We start from the raw sequence: 16,531 nt of genomic DNA, 5'->3' as shown, positions 1-16,531 counted from the left end.
CCCGCGAGGCGCGCGCTCAGCAGCCGGCCAGGCCGGCGACGGCCTGGATCGACATGCTCCAGCGCACCCCCATCTCGTAATAGCCCTGGTCGGTCGGGTGGATCCCGTCGGGCCAGAGGTGGTTCGTGGGGAAATAAGCGTGCATATCGGCGATGAAGAACTTCGGGCTGCTCGGCGGATAAAAGGCGTTGAGGTTGGTCACGATCCCGGGGATGGCGCTGTTGTACTGCACGACGACCTGGTTTCTGACGACGTGCTCCGGCTGCAGCCCGAAGGGGATGATCTTCGCGACGATGATCTTCGCGGCCGGGTACTTGGTGGACAGGGCGACGAGCAGCTGCTGCAAGCGGAAAGCGGCGGTGCTGGCGGTCGCGCCCTGGTGGATGTCGTTGGTGCCGGCGTGCACGAGGACGATGTTCGGCGGCAGGCCTCCCGGGTAGACGGGGTAGGCGGGCAGGGCCCCGGCCACCGCGGCGAGCTGGTCGTTCCTCCAGCCCGGGACCCCGGAGTGGTAGTGCTGGTTGGCCAGGACCAGCCCGGGGAAGGTCGTATCGATCTGCGCCCCGACCATCTGGATCGCCAGCGGGCTCCCGCCGACGAGCGGGGGCCACGTGACGAGGGCGTAGCGATAGCCGCCCACGGCCGAGCCGACTCCCTGGGTGATCGAGTCGCCGAACGGCTCGATACGGCACGTCGCTCGCGCGGACGCCGACGAGAGCGCGAAGGCAGCGAGGCAAGCGAGGGCGATGAACAGCGAGCGAACGGATGAACGAAGCATCGAGGAACCTCCGTGAGCCTGGGAGCGTGGAAGAAGGGGTGATGACGGGCTCGCTCGGCTTCATGGCAGCTCGCGTGCCACGCCCGGCGGCGCCGGAGAGCGGCCTTGTCGCCGCGCGACGGCGTTCACGAGCGGTCGCGCGCTGCGCGATTGGTGCAAGCGCCTCTGTCCCGTTGCACAACGGCGTTGCACAACGGCTTGCACAACCGCCGCCGGCCGGCGCGGGGCCGCGGGCTGCTCCGCCGCCGGCGGACGCTCGGCCAACGCCGCGACGCGCGGCGCCAGCCCGGCCGGCGGGCGGCGGCGGCGGCGGGCGCACACATGGCCGAGCCCGTCGGGGGCGCCCGTCTCCTCCGGAGCCCAGGGCCCGCGGGTGCCGCCGCGCGCCGGCCATGCTACGCGCCGGGGCGCCATGGACAGCCTCCCCCTGCTCGCCGACCACCCGTACGCCTCCTTTCTCGATCAGGTCGAGAAGCCCGCGCGCTACGCGGGCGGCGAGGTCGGCTCGGTCGTGAAGGACTGGGCGTCGGTCGAGGCGCGCGTCTGCCTCGCCTTCCCCGACGTCTACGACATCGGGATGAGCCACCTCGGCTTCAAGATCCTCTACAAGCTCCTGAACGACGACCCGCGCACGCTGGCCGAGCGCTGCTATGCGCCATGGATCGACATGGAGGCGCAGCTCGTGGAGCGCGGGCTGCCGCTCGTCTCGCTCGAGTCGGCGCGGCCGCTCCGGGACTTCGACATCGTGGGCTTCTCCCTGCAGTTCGAGCTCACCTACTCCAACATCCTCACGATGCTGCACCTCGGCGGCGTCCCCCTGCGCGCGGACGACCGCGGCGAGGACGACCCGATCGTCATCGCGGGCGGCCCGACGGCGACCCACCCGGAGCCGATCGCCCCCTTCCTCGACGCCCTCGTCATCGGCGACGGCGAGGAGAAGGCGACCGAGGTCGCCCTCACGTGGACCCGGCTGAAGCGCGAGGGCGTGCCGCGGCGCGAGCGGCTCATCGCGATCGCGCGCCTCGGCGCGGTGTACGTGCCCTCGCTCTACGCGACCCGGCTCGACCCCGACACCGGCCTCGAGGTCGTCGACCGCCCGCTCGTCGACGGCATCCCGTTCCCCGTCGACCGCGCCCTCGTCGACCTGAACCGCTACCCGTTCCCGGACGAGAGCCCCACCGGCGGCCCCGAGGCCATCTTCGACCGCATGTCGATCGAGATCGCCCGCGGCTGCACCGAGGGGTGCCGCTTCTGCCAGGCCGGCATGATCTACCGCCCGGTCCGCGAGCGCGATCCCGAGCAGATCGTCGACACCGTGATGCGCGCGGTGCAGAGGTCCGGCCAGGACGAGGTCTCGCTCACGGCGCTGTCGACGGCCGACGTCTCGTGCATCTCGCCGCTCGTCAAGAAGGTCACCGAGCGCCTCACGAAGGAGCGCATCTCGCTCGGCGTCTCGTCGCTGCGCGCCTACGGGCTCGAGCCCGACCTCCTCGACGAGCTCAAGCGCGTGCGCGCCACGGGCCTCACCTTCGCGCCCGAGGCGGGGACCCAGAGGATGCGCGACGTCGTGAACAAGAACGTCACGGAGGAGCAGCTCCTCGAGACGGCCGAGCGCGTGTTCAGCCGCGGCTGGGGCAAGATGAAGCTCTACTTCATGATCGGCCTCCCGACCGAGACCGACGAGGACGTGCGCGGCATCGTCGAGACGGGCGCCCGCGCGGCCGGCGCCGGGCGGAGGGCGGCCGGCAAGGGCAAGCCGGTCGACGTGACCGTCAGCGTCTCGACCCACGTGCCGAAGCCGCACACCCCGTTCCAGTGGGCGGCGATGGACACGCTCGCCGAGGTCGGGCGCAAGCAGCAGCTGCTCAAGGACACGGTGCGGCCGTACCGCGCCGTCACGCTGAAGACGCACGAGGCCCACGCCAGCGTCCTCGAGGGCATCTTCGCCCGCGGCGACCGCCCCCTCGCCGACGTCCTCGAGCGCGCGTGGCGCAGCGGCGCCCGCTTCGACTCGTGGGACGATCAGCTCAAGCTGTCCGTGTGGGAGGAGGCGTTTTCGCATTTCGGCGTCGACCGGGCGAGGTACCTCGGCACCCTCCCGGTGACGGCGCGGCTGCCGTGGGATCACATCGACGTCGGCCTCGAGGAGGGCTTCCTCGCGCGGGAGTACAGGAAGGCGCTCCAGAGCCGCCTCAGCCCGCCGTGCGGCAAGGTCGCCGGCACGTTCGTGCACCACACGAACCTCGAGGACGCCAGCGCCGATACGCGGCGGCTCGTCTGCTACGACTGCGGCGTCGCCTGCGACATGACGCAGATGCGCGAGGAGCGGCTGACCTTCCTCGACCGGCTCGGCGCCCACAAGCGCTCGCTGCCGGTGCTCACCGACGCGGCCGCCCCGCCGCCGGCAGGCGCCGCGCCGCCATCGGCTGCCGCCGCCAGCTCGCCCGCCGGGCCGGCGCACCTCGTCGAAGCGGAGTCCCCGCCCGCCGGCGAGGCGGAGCTCCCGCGCGAGAGCGCCGAGGATCCGGCCCGCGCCGAGGCCGCGGCGCCCCCGCGCGCGAAGCCGCGCGGGCCCGCGCCGAAGGGGCGCGGCGGCTTCCGTTACCGCTTCCGCTTCGAGAAGACCGGCCCGATGGCGCTGCTCGGCCATCTGGACGTCGTGCGCGAGCTGCCGCGCGTGCTCCGGCGCGTCGGCGCGCCGATGACCTACACCGCGGGCTTCCACCCGAAGCCCGACATGACGTTCTCGCCGGCGCTCTCGCTCGGCGTCATCAGCCTCGACGAGTACGTCGACCTCCGCCTCGAGCGCGACCTCGACCCGGCCGCGCTCGAGGCGCTCGTCGCCTCGATGTCGGCCGCGAGCCCCCGCGGGCTCGTGTTCCGCGGCGCCGTGAAGCTCGGCCCGGAAGACCCCGCCCTGAGCAAGCTGATCGCCGGCGCGCGCTACGCGCTCGCGTTCGCGCGCTCGGCGATCGGCGCCGACGCCGAGGCGGTCCTCGCGGCCCGCTGCAGCGCCGCCCTCTCGGCCGCGTCGCTCCCGATCCGCCGGGAGATCGAGCGGCTCGCGAAGATGGTCGACGTGCGCCAGTACCTGGTGCGGGCCGAGGTGGGCGGGCCCGACGTGCTCTCGGCGCTCGCGCAAGCGGGGCTCGTCGGCGATCTCGTCGCCCTCGAGGTCGAGGTCGACATCCGCGGCTCGGGGGCGGTGAAATCCTCCGAGGTCGCGGCGGTGATCGCGGGCGAGCCCGGAGAGGCGCCGGGCGCGATCACGCCGCCGCCGCACCGCGCCGTGCGGCTTCAGCTGTTCGGCCGCGCCGCGCCGTCGGGCGCCGCCGCGGGCGAGCGCTTCTCGCTCTTCGACCTCGAGCGGGCGCGCCGCGTCAAATCGGCCCCGGCGCCGGCGCCGTCCCTCGCGCTCGCCGCGGACGCCGAGTGAGCCGGCCCGGGACGGTCGCACCGCAAAGATCCTCCGGGTGACGTCGTCGCGTCGCCCGCGGAGCGCGCGGGCGATCGCCCGCGGATCGGCTACGCTGCGGTCCGCTTTATGGCAAAAGAGGGTCACGAGACCGAATGCTGCGCCGCGCGCCTCGCCGCGGCGGGAGCGGTTGGTGCGAGCGTCGCCCATGAGCTGCGCAACGCCCTCGCGGTCGCGGAGTCGTCGCTCTACCTGGCGCAGCGCGACCTCGACGATCGGCCTCGCCTGCTGCGCCACCTCGACCGGGTGACGTGCGAGATCCGCAAGGCGCACGAGGTCATCGGCAGCGTCCTCGGGCTGGCGCGCGGCGAGCCGCTGCGGCGCGAGCCGGCGCATGTCGGCAAGCTCATCGAGAGCGCCCGGCACGCGCTGGTCCTGCCCACGGCGGTCCGGTTCGAGGTCGCCGTCGCGCCGGCCGACCTCACGCTCCTGTGCGATCCCATCCTGCTCGAGCGCGTCTTTTCGAACCTCTACCTCAACGCCATCGAGGCGCTCGACAACGCCCCTGGCGGCTCGATCGTCACGCGCGCGTGGCGAGGCGACGAGCGCACGTACCTCGAGGTCGAGGACAACGGCCCCGGCGTCCACCCCTGCGTGGTCGACCACCTCTTCGAGCCGCTCGTGACCGCCAAGGTGAAGGGGACCGGCCTCGGGCTCGCGTTGAGCCGGGTCATCATCGAGGCGCACGGCGGCGATATCACGGCGACGACGGGCCGGTGCACGGGCACGGCGTTCCGCATGTGGCTGCCGAACCAGTAGCCGGGGGCGCCGGCCGGGCCCGTGGCCGGGAGCGCCGCCTCGCCGGGGCGCGCCGCCCGCGTGCTATCGTCCTCTCATGTCCATGCAGGCCAGGCGCCGTCCGGCGGAACGCGGCCCGTTTCGGCCGGAGCACCTCCGCTCGGGCGATCCGTACGAGCTGTCGAACGGCCACCCCGTGTACTGCGCCCCCACGGGCGGGCGAGGCTCCGGGCCGAACCACCTGGGCAGCTCGGTCGTCGGCTGGGATCCGGCGGTCAAGGAGGCGGGCGTGGACACGGGTTATTCCCTGGGGCCGGGCACGCTCCGGGCGCCGGACGTGGCGGTGGGGAACGTGCCGGACCGGCCCGGCTGGGTGAAGGGGGTACCGGAGCTCGCCATCGAGTACGCCGACGTGGGGCAGGACGAGGAGGAGCTCTCGAAGAAGATCGGCGACCTGCTCGCGGCCGGCACGAAGCTCGTGTGGGTGGTGCGCCTCAACGGTCCACGGCGGGTCGAGGTGCACGAGCACCGACGGAAGATGCGCGTCGTGCTCCCCGGGCAGCGGCTGAGCGCGCCGGGCATCCTGAAGAACGCGTTCCCGGTCGAGGCGCTCTACGATCGCAGCGAGGCGGAGAAGGCCACGCTGACCAACCTGCTCCAGCGGCGCGGCTACGAGGACCTCGACGCCGTGCTGGCTGCAGGGCGCGAAGAGGGGCGCGAGGAAGGGCGCGAAGAGGGGCGCGAGGAAGGGCGCGAAGAGGGGCGCGAAGAGGGGCGCGAGGAAGGGATCCTCGAGGGCAAGCGCGACGCGCTGCGGCGCGTCCTCGATCGGCGAGGGCTGCGGCTCACGAAGTCGGCGGCGGCGAAGATCGCGTCGTGCAGGAGCGAGCGCGAGCTCGATGGCTGGCTCGACCGCGCCCTGGTGGCGTCGACCACGGCCGAGGTGTTCAGGCGCGCGGCCCGCTGACGCGCCCGTCGACCCGCGCCCGCGCGCCGCGCCGGCTCAGCCGCGGCCGCGGCCGCGGACGAGCTCGGAGACGGCTTCTCCCAGGCCCTCGAGCGTGAGCGCGAACATCGGGAAGATGCCCTTGATCGCGTCGATGGTCGGGTGGGGGTACGGGCCGATCCCGTCCGGGTTCAGCCACACGGCGCGGTCGAAATGCTCGCGGAGCATCATCAGCCAGGCGACGCCGGGCAGCCGCGCGTCGGCGTCGAGCGAGGCGCCGCCGTAGCCCGACGAGCCGAGCAGCTCGTACGGCGCCATCGACGCGTCCCCGACCATCACGAGCTTGTGCTGCTTGCCGCACTCGCGGAGGAGCTCGCGCACCGGCACGGGCTCCTGCAGCCCCTCGGTCTTGTAGACCTTTTCGTAGACGCAGTTGTGGAAGTAGTAGCTCCTCAGCTCCTTCCAGTGCGTCGCGCGCTTCGCCGCGCTGAACAGCTGCGACACGAGCGCGGCGCTGGGATCCATCGAGCCGCCCACGTCCATCATCAGGATCACGCGCGTGTTCGGCCGGCGCGGGGGCCGCGTGACGATCTCGATCTCGCCCGCGTTCCTGGCCGTCGCGTCGATCGTCGCCTCGACGTCGAGCTCGCGCTCGCCGCCCTCGCGCGCGAAGGCGCGCAGCTTGCGCAGCGCCACCTCGATCTGGCGCACGTCGAGCGTGAGATCGCTGCGGTAAGGCCGGTAGCGGCGCGCGTCGGCGTTCTGCACCGCGCCGCTCCGCCCGCCCGCGGAGCCGCCGACCTGGATGCCGCTCGGGTTGAACCCGCCGCGGCCGAACGGCGACGTGCCGCCGGTCCCGATCCACCGGTTCCCCCCGTCGTGGCGCTCCCGCTGCTCGCGGAGGCGCTCCTCGAACCGCCGGAGCACCTCCGGGAGGTCGAGCTCCTCGATCATCGCCTTCTCCTCCTCGGAGAGGGCGCGCATCTTGACCGGATCCCGGAGCCACGAGAGGAGCTCCTCCGCGATCGCCTTGGCCTCCACGTGCACGCCGCGGAAGTGCTGGGCGAACGCGAGGTCGAAGTCGTCGAGGTGCGCCTCGGAGTGGACCAGGAGCGCCCGCGCGACGTGGTAGAAGCCGTCGAGCGAGCTCTCGTGGAGGCCCGCGGCGAGCGCGCGCGCGAGGCCGATCGCCTCCTGGGCGCCGACCGGGACCTTGCGGGCCCGGAGCTCGTAGAGGAACTCGACGAACATCGCTACGACCGGTACCGCTTGCCGCCGGCCAGCTGATCGGCCAGGGCCGCGAGGTCCTGCTCCTTCTTGAGCAGCGCGCCGAGGAACGGCAGCGTCTTGTCGAGCTTCACCTCGCTCACGCCCGCCCTGCGCAGCACGGCGATCCAGTCGATGAGCTCGCTCGTCGAGGGCCGTTTCCGGATCCGGCTGTTCTTCCGGATCTCGTAGAAGACCTGCATCGCCTGATCGGCCAGCGCCCGATCGAGCTCGGGGTGGTGGACGCGGACGATGTCCCGCATGAGCTCCGGCTCCGGGAAATCGATGAAGTGGAAGACGCAGCGGCGCAGGAAGGCGTCCGGCAGCTCCTTCTCGTTGTTGCTGGTGATGATCACGACGGGCCGCTCCCGGGCGACGATCTCGTCCCCGGTCTCGGCGACGCGGAAGCGCATCCGATCGAGCTCGTGGAGGAGATCGTTCGGGAACTCGAGATCGGCCTTGTCGACCTCGTCGATGAGGAGCACGACGCGCCTGTCGGCGCTGAACGCCCTCCCGAGGGGGCCGAGCTTGATGTACCGGCGGATGTCGCGCACGTCGCCGTCGCCGAAGCGCGCGTCGTAGAGCCGCTGGACGGTGTCGTAGACGTAGAGCCCGTCCTGGGCCCGCGTGGTGCTCTTGACGTGCCAGGGGATGAGCTCGGCGGACAGGCTCTGCGCGATGGCCTCGGCGAGCAGCGTCTTGCCGGTGCCGGGCTCTCCCTTGACGAGGAGCGGCCGCTCCAGGACCAGCGCGCAGTTGACGGCGGCCTCGAGCGCTTCGTTGGTGAGGTAGCGTTCGGTGCCGCGGAAGCGGCGGAAGTCGGACATACCGAACGATAGCACCCGCCGGCGAGCGCGGCGGGGCGCGCGGGCCGGGCGAAACGTGGAACGACGTGAAACGACGTGGAACGACGTGGTACGTCGTCGAACGAGCGCGCCGGGGTCAGAGCCAGTCGCGCGCGAGGTAGGCTGTCCACGAGGCCGCCCGCTCCCAGAGCGGGCGCCGGGCCCAGCGCGCGGCGGTGATCTCGCGGCAGTGGGCGAGGTCGTCGGCGAACATCCGCTCCATGGCGCCGGCGAACCCGCGGTGCGAGATGACGGCGTTCGCCTCGAGGTTCATGCGGAGCGACTGGCTGTCGAGGTTCGTGGAGCCGACGGTGGACCAGACGCCGTCGATGACCGCGGTCTTGGCGTGCAGGACGCGGCCGCGCCACTCGAGCATGCGGGCCCCGGCGTCGAGGAGGTGGCCGTAGATGGTGCGCGACGCGAGCAGGACCGCGCGCACGTCGGTGGTGCCGGCGACCATGATCCTGACGTCGACGCCGCGGCGCGCGGCGGCGGAGAGCGCGTGGATGACCCGGAGCGGCGGCAGGAAATAGGCGTTGGTGATGAAGATCCGGCGCCGGGCGCGCTCGATGGCGTACCGGTAGGCGTCGCGGATGCCGTGGCGGTGCCTGCGGCGAGGGAGGTCGTTGCTGATGATCTGGACGGCGGGGTCGGGCCTGCGCTCGGCGTAGCCGTAGCGCTGATCGTCGGTGGGGGCGCCGCCGGCGCGCTGCCAGGTGCGCAGGAAGAAGTACTGGAGCTCGGCCGCGGCGGGGCCCTCGAGCCGGAGGTGGGTGTCGCGCCAGCCGGCGCCGCCGTCCTCCGGGGCGGCGTAGTCGTCGGAGATGTTGAGGCCGCCGGTGAAGGCGACGGAGCCGTCGACGATGAGCGCCTTGCGGTGGTCGCGGCGGGCCACCTTCCCCAAGGGGGCCGAGAGCTCGAGGGGGCGGAAGGCGAGGGGACGGACGCCGGCGCGGCGGAGCCCGTCGAGGAACGATGACGAGACGGACGAGCCCCAGGCATCGAAGAGCACGCTCACCTCGACGCCCGCCGCCGCCCGGTCCATGAGCGCCTCGGCGAAGCGCCGGCCGGTGCGATCGTCCCGCAGGATGTACGTCTCGAGGCAGATCGTGCGCTGGGCCCGCGCGATGGCCTCGAGCATGGCCGGGTAGGTCTGGGCGCCGTCCTTGAGGAGCGCGAGCCGGTGGGCGCCGACGGTCATCTCGGCGAAGGCGGGCGCGGTGGACGCGGGAGGGGGCGAGGACATGCAGCGAGGGGCCGGGCTGCTCGGGTGAGGCGCCGCGATGATAGCGCGGGCGGGGGGGGCGGCATCGGCCGATCGTCGATCCGGGGGGCCCGTCCCCAACACCGCGCGACGAACGCCCCCTCCTCGGGCCTACCGTGGTGACGAGCGGGCCGAGTGAGCGTGTTTGGGAAAGGGAGGTTGGCGTGAACAGGAAAAGTGGGGTTTGCTTTGATATCCGGTCGACGGGGGGACAGGCCGGGCGATGCAGCGGGCCTATTTGAGTGGAGCGGTTGGACTTGCGCCGTGCGCACGGGCATCATCCAGCGCCTGACGAGGAGCGCCGCGACTCCGCGGTTCGGTCCGGCGGCTCGTGCGGAGGGAGGAGGCGTCACGCGATGGCACCGAGGCGAGCGAAGGAGCGACACGCCGCGGAGGACGAGCTGTCGAGCGCGGGCGGCCGCGCGCACGGATATCCGAGGCCGCAGCTCCGGCGCGCCGGGTGGACCTCCCTGAACGGGACATGGGCGTTCGCGCTCGATCCGCAGGCGAGGTGGAGGAGGCCCGCCGAGGTCGTGTGGGATCGCGTCATCGACGTCCCGTTCTCGCCGGAGACGGAGCAGAGCGGGGTCGGGGAGATGGGGTTTTACTGCGCCTGCTTCTACCGGCGGACGTTCGAGGCGCCCGACCTCCGCGACGGCGAGCGGCTGGTCCTGCACTTCGGCGCCGTCGACTACGAGGCCACCGTCTGGGTGGAAGGGTGCGTGGTCGCGCGCCACATCGGCGGTTACACGCCGTTCTGCGTCGACATCACCGACGTCCTCGGCGCGAAAGGGGCAAAGGAGATCGTCGTCCGCGCCGAGGACGACCCCTCCGACCTGGCGAAGCCGCGCGGCAAGCAGGACTGGCAGCGAGAGCCGCACTCGATCTGGTATCCGCGCACGACCGGGATCTGGCAGACCGTCTGGTTGGAGCGCGTGCCGAGGACGTCGATCGGGGCGGTGCGCTGGGCGTCGAGCCTCACGCGATGGGAGATCGACTGCTACGTGAGGATCGCTGGGGAGCGGCGCGACGACCTGCGCCTCAGGGTTCGGCTCCACAGCGACGACGCGCTGCTCGCCGACGACACGTACGCCATCGTCGCCGGCGAGGCGCACCGGCGCATCGCGCTCTCCGATCCGGGGATCGACGACTTCCGGAACCACCTCCTGTGGAGCCCCGAGTGCCCCATCCTGATCCAGGCCGAGCTCGAGCTCCTCGGCCGGGACGGGGAGGTGCTCGACCGCGTCCGGAGCTACACGGCGCTGCGCTCGATCGCGATCCAGGGCGATCGCGTCGTGCTCAACGGGAGGCCGCTCCCGCTCCGGATGGTGCTGGATCAGGGCTACTGGCCCGGGACCGGGATGACGCCGCCGGACGATCACGCGCTCCGGCGCGACGTGGAGCTCGCGCGAGCCATGGGCTTCAACGGCGTGCGCAAGCACCAGAAGATCGAGGACCCGCGCTATCTCTACTGGGCGGATACGCTCGGCCTGCTGGTCTGGGAGGAGATGCCGAGCGCCTACCGCTTCACCGCGCAGTCGGTCGAGCGCCTCACGCGGGAGTGGACGGACGTGATCGAGCGCGATTACAGCCACCCATGCGTCATGGCGTGGGTGCCGTTCAATGAGTCCTGGGGCGTGCCGAACCTGCCGGACAACGCCCGGGAGCGCCACTGGGTCGAGGCGCTCTATCACCTCACCAAGACGCTCGACGCGACCCGCCCCGTGGTCGGCAACGACGGCTGGGAGAGCGTCGCGACCGACATCATCGGGATCCACGACTACGACGCCGACGCGGAGCGGATCGCGCGGCGCTACCACGCCGAGGAGGTCCGGCCCCGGCTGTTCCAGCGCGAGCGCCCCGGCGGGCGCCTCCTCGTGCTCGACGGCCACCGCGGGGTGAGCGACCTCCCGATCGTCCTGTCGGAGTTCGGCGGGATCGCGCTCCGGCAGGGCACCCCGGGTATCTGGGGCTATTCGCTCTACAACGACCCGAGGTCGTTCGCCCGGGCCTACGAGAGCCCGCTCGCGGCCGTGCGCTCGGTCGAGCTGCTCAGCGGCTTCTGTTACACGCAGTTCGCCGACACGTACCAGGAGGCGAACGGGCTTCTCTACGCGGATCGAACCCCGAAGTTCCCGCTCCACGAGATCGCCGCCGCGACGCGGGGCCGCGTCGCCGGGTACCCGCAGCCCGACTACCTGGAGCTCCGAGGACGCGAGGGGCCTCGGCCAGAGGGCGTGCTCGATCCCCTGGTCGAGGACGGCGGGTAGCCGCGCCGGGGCGCCGGCCGGCCTGGAGCGCTGCCGCGCGTGGGCCGACCCCCCCATCTCGTCCAGCTGCAATGGGGTCTCGGGCCTGTTCCTCGACATGGACACGCCCTCGACCGGCAATCGCGGGCGGCTCCGCGCGAAGAGCGCTGACGCCGCGCCGCGGCGCGCTTGCGGGCATGCTCCTTGAATAGCGCTTGTTCGAAGCCCGGGATGCGACCCAGGTGCACACCGAGATGCGAGCGGGAGGGACCGATGAGCGCGAGACCGCAGCCGGACGTGATCTGCTTTTCGCACCTGCGTTTCAGCTTCGTGTTTCAGAGGCCGCAGCACCTGCTCACGCGCTGCGCGCGGCGGCGCCGGGTCTTCTTCTTCGAAGAGCCGGTGTTCGACGGCGCGCCCGCGCGCCTCGAGGAGACGGCGACCCAGCACAAGGGCCTCTGCGTCGCGACTCCGCACCTCCCCCCCGGCGCCGCGCCGCCCCGGGCCTCCGCCATGCAACGCGAGCTCCTCGACGGCATGATGAAGCGCCACGCGATCAGCGACTGCGTGCTCTGGTATTACACGCCGGTGGCGCTCTCGTTCTCTCGGCACCTCGCGCCCGCGGCGATCGTGTACGATTGCATGGATGAGCTCTCGGCGTTCGCCGGGGCGCCCCCGGCGCTCAAGGAGCGCGAGGCGGAGCTCCTGCGCCGCGCCGATCTCGTCTTCGCCGGCGGCGCGAGCCTCTACGAGGCCAAGCGCGCGCTGCACCCGAGCGTGCACGCGTTCCCGAGCAGCGTCGACGTCGCGCACTTCGCCCGCGCGCGGGCCGCCTCCCGCGCGGATCCCGAGGACCAGGCCGCGATCCCGAGGCCGCGCCTGGGCTTCTTCGGCGTCCTCGACGAGCGCATGGACCTCGATCTCCTCGCCGCCGTGGCCGCGCTGCGGCCGGCCTGGCAGATCGTGCTGGTGGGGCCCGTGGCCAAGATCGATCCGGCGACGCTGCCCCGCGCGCCGAACATCCATGTCCTGGGGCAGAAGCGGTATGAAGACCTGCCCGCGTACCTCGGGGGCTGGGACGTGGCGCTCCTGCCCTTCGCCCGGAACGAGGCCACGCGGTTCATCAGCCCCACGAAGACGCCGGAGTACCTGGCCGGCGGCAGGCCCGTCGTCTCGACGTCGATCCGCGACGTGGTGCACCCCTACGGCGAGCTCGGGGTGGTGCGCATCGCGGACGCGCCCCGCGACTTCGTGGCCGCCGTGGAGGCGGCCCTCGCCGAGGAGCGCGGCGCGCTGCTCGCGCGCGTGGACGACCTCCTCGGGCAGCGCTCGTGGGACGCCACCTGGGCCAGGATGGAGCGGCTCCTCGAGGGCGCCCTGGAGCGCCGCGGCCGGGCCGCGGCGGCGAGGTGAGCCATGTTCGATTACCTCATCGTCGGCGCCGGCTTCGCCGGGTGCGTCCTCGCCGAGCGGCTCGCCCGCGGCGCGGGGAAGAAGGTGCTCCTCTGCGACGCGCGCATGCACATCGGCGGGAATGCGTACGACCATTACGACGCCGCCGGCATCCTCGTGCACAGGTACGGGCCGCACATCTTCCACACGAACTCGCGGGAGGTCTTCGATTACCTGTCGCAGTTCACCGAGTGGCGCCCTTACCAGCACCGCGTGCGCGCCTGGGTCGACGGTCAGCTCCTGCCGATCCCGATCAACCTCGACACGATCAACGGCCTCTACGGCCTGAGCCTCAACGCGCTGGAGGTCGAGGGCTTCCTCGCCTCGAGGGCCGAGCGGCGCGAGCGCATCCGCACCTCGGAGGACGTGATCGTCAGCAAGGTGGGGCGCGAGCTCTACGAGAAATTCTTCCGCAGCTACACGCGCAAGCAATGGGGGCTCGACCCGTCGGAGCTCGACGCCTCGGTGACGGCGCGCGTCCCGGTGCGAACGAACCGGGACGACCGCTACTTCGCCGACACCTACCAGGCGATGCCGCTCCACGGGTTCACGCGGATGTTCGAGCGGATGGTCGACCACCCGGGCATCAAGATCCTGCTCAACACGGATTACCGCGAGATCTGCGCTGTCGTCCCGCACCGCGAGGTCATCTATACGGGCCCGGTCGACGCCTATTTCGATTACCGCTTCGGGAAGCTGCCCTACCGCTCGCTCGAATTCAAGTTCGAGACCAAGGACCAGGAGGTGTACCAGGCGGCGCCGGTCATCAACTACCCGAACGAGTACAGCTACACCCGGGTCACCGAGTTCAAGTACCTCACCGGCCAGGCGCACCCGCGGACCACGATCGTCTACGAGTTCCCGAAGGGCGACGGCGACCCGTACTACCCCGTGCCGCGGCCGGAGAACGCGGCGCTCTACCGGAAGTACGAGGAGCTCGCCCGGTCGACGCGCGGCGTCCACTTCGCCGGCCGGCTCGGCACGTACCGCTACTACAACATGGATCAGGTCGTCGCCCAGGCCCTCACCCTCTACGCGAAGCTGACGGGCGCGCCTGGCACTCGGCCCCTCGCGGAGGTGGCGTGATCGGGCCGGCCGGCGAGGGCGGCGAGCCGGCGATCGAGCTCTGGGGCGGCGTCGAGTGCACGGTGAACCGCGTCCGCGACGCGTACCACGATCAGCTCGTTTGGAGCGGCCACGCGCGCCGGCTCGACGACCTCGACCGCTTCGCCGAGCTCGGGATCCGGGCGCTGCGGTACCCCGTGCTCTGGGAGCGCACGGCGCCGGACGGCCGCGCGCGCTTCGCGTGGGCCGACGCGCGCCTCGGGAGGCTGCGCGACCTCGGCGTGCGGCCGATCGTGGGGCTCGTCCACCACGGCAGCGGGCCACCCCGGACGAGCCTCCTCGACCCGAGCTTCGTCGAGGGGCTCGCGCGCTTCGCCCGCGCGGTGGCCGAGCGCTACCCGTGGATCGAGGACTACACGCCGGTGAACGAGCCGCTCACCACGGCGCGCTTCTCCGGCCTCTATGGCCACTGGTACCCGCACGGGCAGGATGGCCGCGCCTTCCTCCGCGCGCTCCTCACGCAGTGCCGCGCGATCGCCGCGGCCATGCGCGCCGTCCGCGAGATCACCCCGCGCGCGCGCCTCGTGCAGACAGAGGATCTCGGGCGGACGTTCAGCACGCCGCTGCTCGCGTACCAGGCGCAGCACGAGAATCACCGCAGGTGGTTGAGCTTCGATTTGCTCACGGGGCGAGTGGACCGGGATCACCCGCTCTATCCCCAGCTCCTCGAGTGGGGCGTGTCCGAAGGCGAGCTCGAGGCGCTCGTCGCGTCGCCGTGTCCTCCGGACATCCTCGGCGTCAATCACTACATCACGAGCGAGCGGTTCATCGACGAGCGCCTCGAGCGCTATCCGCCGGGGGCGCACGGCGGCAACGGCCGGCACGCCTACGCCGACGTCGAGGCCGTCCGCGTGCTCGCCGGCGGCGTGGGCGGGCATCTCCCGCGCCTCCTGGAGGTCTGGGAGCGTTACCGGCGGCCTGTCGCGATCACGGAGGCGCACCTGGGCGGCTCGCGCGAGGAGCAGCTCCGCTGGCTGGCCGAGGCGCACCGCGCGGCGGTGGCCGCGCGCGCGGCGGGCGCGGACGTGCGGGCGATGACCGTGTGGGCGCTGCTCGGCTCGTTCGACTGGGACAGCCTCGTGATGAGCGCGCGCGGGCGCTACGAGCCGGGCATCTTCGACGTCCGCGGCGAGGCGCCGCGTCCGACCGCGCTCGCCGGGCTCGTCCGGGCGCTCGCGCGCGGCGAGCCCTTCTTCCACCCGGTGCTCTCGGCGCCGGGGTGGTGGCGCCGCCCGGAGCGGCTGCTCTATCCGGCGGTCAGCGTGGAGGAGCGCGACGGCGCGGGGAGCGTCGAGCCGTCCGGCGGCCCGACGGCGCAGCCCGAGGGGCGGCCGATCGTGATCGCCGGCGCCGCGGGCATGCTCGGCAGGGCGTTTGCGCGCCTGTGCGCCCGCCGAGGGCTGCCGCACCGCGTGCTGCGCCGCGCCGAGATGGACATCGCCGATCCCGCGTCGGTCGAGCGCGCCCTCGAGCGCCACGCGCCGTGGGCGGTCGTCAACACCGCGGGCTATGAGCGCGTGGACGACGCGGAGATCGAGCCTGACCGCTGCGCGCGCGAGAACGCCTCCGGGCCCGCGGTGCTCGCGGCGGCGTGCCGCGAGCGCGGCGTCCGGCTCGTCACGTTCTCCTCCGATCAGGTCTTCGACGGCACGGGCACGACACCCTATGTGGAGACCGACCCGGCGCGGCCGCTCAGCGCGTACGGGCGGAGCAAGGCCGCTGCCGAGCGACAGGTGCTCTCGATCCTCCCGACGGCGCTGGTGGTGCGCACGGCGGCCTTCATCGACCCGTGGGACGAGGCCCATTTCGTCGCCGCCGCCCTGCGCGCGTTTCGCGACGGCCGCCCCTTCAGCGCGGCCGAGGACCTGATCGTGACGCCGACCTACACACCCGATCTCGTCGACGCGACCCTCGATCTCCTGATCGACGGCGAGGGCGGCCTCTGGCATCTGTCGAACCGCGACGCGGTGACGTGGGCTGAGCTCGCCGCGCGGAGCGCCGCGCTGGCGCGCCTTCCCGCGGCGCTCCTCGTCCGCTGCCCGGGCAGCGCGCTCGGCTTCGTCGCGGCGCGCCCGCGGTACAGCGCGCTGGGCAGCCGGCGGGGGCTCCTGCTCCCCGCGCTCGACGACGCGCTCGCGCGATACCTCTCGACCGCGGCCGAGCCCCAGCTCGGCCGCCAGGCCGCTTGAGCCGGGACGAAAGGTCGGGATCCCGCCGTCGGTGACAGGCGCCGTGGGTCGTCGGGCGAAAGCGGAACCGTGTCCGCGACCACCTTGGGTCGGATAGTGAGGAGCCGGCATTGGCTCTCCGCGTTTTCCCGTGCGGTGAGCGCGTGTCCAGCGCTCGACGGCCATCGATCGGTGCGAGGCGCCACGGATGAGCTTGCCTTGCGG

Annotated in this window: 11 protein-coding genes; 7 read left to right on the top strand and 4 right to left on the bottom strand. The window is 72.5% G+C overall.

Annotated features, from left to right (window positions below):
• Positions 1-16 precede the first annotated feature (16 nt).
• Positions 17-778, bottom strand: coding sequence for a GDSL-type esterase/lipase family protein (locus tag NQZ70_RS39330; protein ID WP_129578811.1), 762 nt, complete (start codon positions 776-778; stop codon positions 17-19).
• Positions 779-1,190: 412 nt separating this feature from the next.
• Here NQZ70_RS39330 and NQZ70_RS39325 point away from each other — a divergent pair, with 412 nt between their 5' ends.
• From NQZ70_RS39325 to NQZ70_RS39315, 3 genes are all read left to right on the top strand, one after another.
• The gene (locus NQZ70_RS39325) at positions 1,191-4,214 is read left to right on the top strand and encodes a TIGR03960 family B12-binding radical SAM protein (protein WP_129578810.1); all 3,024 of its coding nucleotides are present in this window, start codon (positions 1,191-1,193) and stop codon (positions 4,212-4,214) included.
• A gap of 108 nt (positions 4,215-4,322) precedes the next feature.
• Complete coding sequence (locus tag NQZ70_RS39320) at positions 4,323-5,012, top strand: sensor histidine kinase (RefSeq protein ID WP_129578809.1); 690 nt, start codon at positions 4,323-4,325, stop codon at positions 5,010-5,012.
• 82 nt (positions 5,013-5,094) lie between these two features.
• Positions 5,095-5,958: a Uma2 family endonuclease gene (locus NQZ70_RS39315; RefSeq protein WP_129581839.1), complete on the top strand. Its 864-nt coding sequence runs from the start codon at positions 5,095-5,097 to the stop codon at positions 5,956-5,958.
• 36 nt (positions 5,959-5,994) lie between these two features.
• On the opposite strand, the gene NQZ70_RS39310 is transcribed toward NQZ70_RS39315, so the two are convergent.
• From NQZ70_RS39310 to clsB, 3 genes are all read right to left on the bottom strand, one after another.
• Positions 5,995-7,188 (bottom strand): VWA domain-containing protein, encoded by a 1,194-nt coding sequence (locus tag NQZ70_RS39310; protein ID WP_129578808.1) that lies wholly within the window; start codon positions 7,186-7,188, stop codon positions 5,995-5,997.
• A gap of 2 nt (positions 7,189-7,190) precedes the next feature.
• Positions 7,191-8,030, bottom strand: a complete 840-nt coding sequence (locus NQZ70_RS39305; RefSeq protein ID WP_129578807.1) for a MoxR family ATPase — start codon at positions 8,028-8,030, stop codon at positions 7,191-7,193.
• A gap of 115 nt (positions 8,031-8,145) precedes the next feature.
• Entirely contained in the window at positions 8,146-9,294 is a 1,149-nt protein-coding gene (clsB, locus tag NQZ70_RS39300) for a cardiolipin synthase ClsB (protein WP_237244450.1), read from the bottom strand.
• 374 nt (positions 9,295-9,668) lie between these two features.
• Here clsB and NQZ70_RS39295 point away from each other — a divergent pair, with 374 nt between their 5' ends.
• From NQZ70_RS39295 to NQZ70_RS39280, 4 genes are all read left to right on the top strand, one after another.
• A complete protein-coding gene (locus tag NQZ70_RS39295; protein WP_129578806.1) occupies positions 9,669-11,582 on the top strand; it encodes a glycoside hydrolase family 2 protein in 1,914 nt (637 codons plus the stop codon).
• Between the two features lie 252 nt (positions 11,583-11,834).
• The gene (locus NQZ70_RS39290) at positions 11,835-12,974 is read left to right on the top strand and encodes a glycosyltransferase (protein ID WP_129578805.1); all 1,140 of its coding nucleotides are present in this window, start codon (positions 11,835-11,837) and stop codon (positions 12,972-12,974) included.
• A gap of 3 nt (positions 12,975-12,977) precedes the next feature.
• A complete protein-coding gene (glf, locus tag NQZ70_RS39285) occupies positions 12,978-14,099 on the top strand; it encodes a UDP-galactopyranose mutase (RefSeq protein WP_129578804.1) in 1,122 nt (373 codons plus the stop codon).
• Complete coding sequence (locus NQZ70_RS39280) at positions 14,096-16,327, top strand: family 1 glycosylhydrolase (protein ID WP_129578803.1); 2,232 nt, start codon at positions 14,096-14,098, stop codon at positions 16,325-16,327. The genes glf and NQZ70_RS39280 overlap by 4 nt, the downstream gene beginning before the upstream one ends.
• Positions 16,328-16,531: the final 204 nt, after the last annotated feature.

This window comes from Sorangium sp. So ce836 (assembly GCF_028553905.1).
In the GTDB taxonomy this organism is placed as follows: domain Bacteria; phylum Myxococcota_A; class Polyangia; order Polyangiales; family Polyangiaceae; genus Sorangium; species Sorangium cellulosum_D.
This window is presented reverse-complemented; position numbering and strand designations above follow the sequence as displayed.

Excerpts from the sequence above, each read along its gene's own strand:
- NQZ70_RS39330 (WP_129578811.1), bottom strand. The coding sequence starts at position 778 with ATGCTTCGTTCATCCGTTCGCTCGCTGTTCATCGCCCTCGCTTGCCTC.
- clsB (WP_237244450.1), bottom strand. The coding sequence starts at position 9,294 with ATGTCCTCGCCCCCTCCCGCGTCCACCGCGCCCGCCTTCGCCGAGATG.
- NQZ70_RS39320 (WP_129578809.1), top strand. The coding sequence starts at position 4,323 with ATGGCAAAAGAGGGTCACGAGACCGAATGCTGCGCCGCGCGCCTCGCC.
- NQZ70_RS39315 (WP_129581839.1), top strand. The coding sequence starts at position 5,095 with ATGCAGGCCAGGCGCCGTCCGGCGGAACGCGGCCCGTTTCGGCCGGAG.
- NQZ70_RS39305 (WP_129578807.1), bottom strand. The coding sequence starts at position 8,030 with ATGTCCGACTTCCGCCGCTTCCGCGGCACCGAACGCTACCTCACCAAC.
- NQZ70_RS39325 (WP_129578810.1), top strand. The coding sequence starts at position 1,191 with ATGGACAGCCTCCCCCTGCTCGCCGACCACCCGTACGCCTCCTTTCTC.
- NQZ70_RS39310 (WP_129578808.1), bottom strand. The coding sequence starts at position 7,188 with ATGTTCGTCGAGTTCCTCTACGAGCTCCGGGCCCGCAAGGTCCCGGTC.
- NQZ70_RS39295 (WP_129578806.1), top strand. The coding sequence starts at position 9,669 with ATGGCACCGAGGCGAGCGAAGGAGCGACACGCCGCGGAGGACGAGCTG.
- NQZ70_RS39290 (WP_129578805.1), top strand. The coding sequence starts at position 11,835 with ATGAGCGCGAGACCGCAGCCGGACGTGATCTGCTTTTCGCACCTGCGT.
- glf (WP_129578804.1), top strand. The coding sequence starts at position 12,978 with ATGTTCGATTACCTCATCGTCGGCGCCGGCTTCGCCGGGTGCGTCCTC.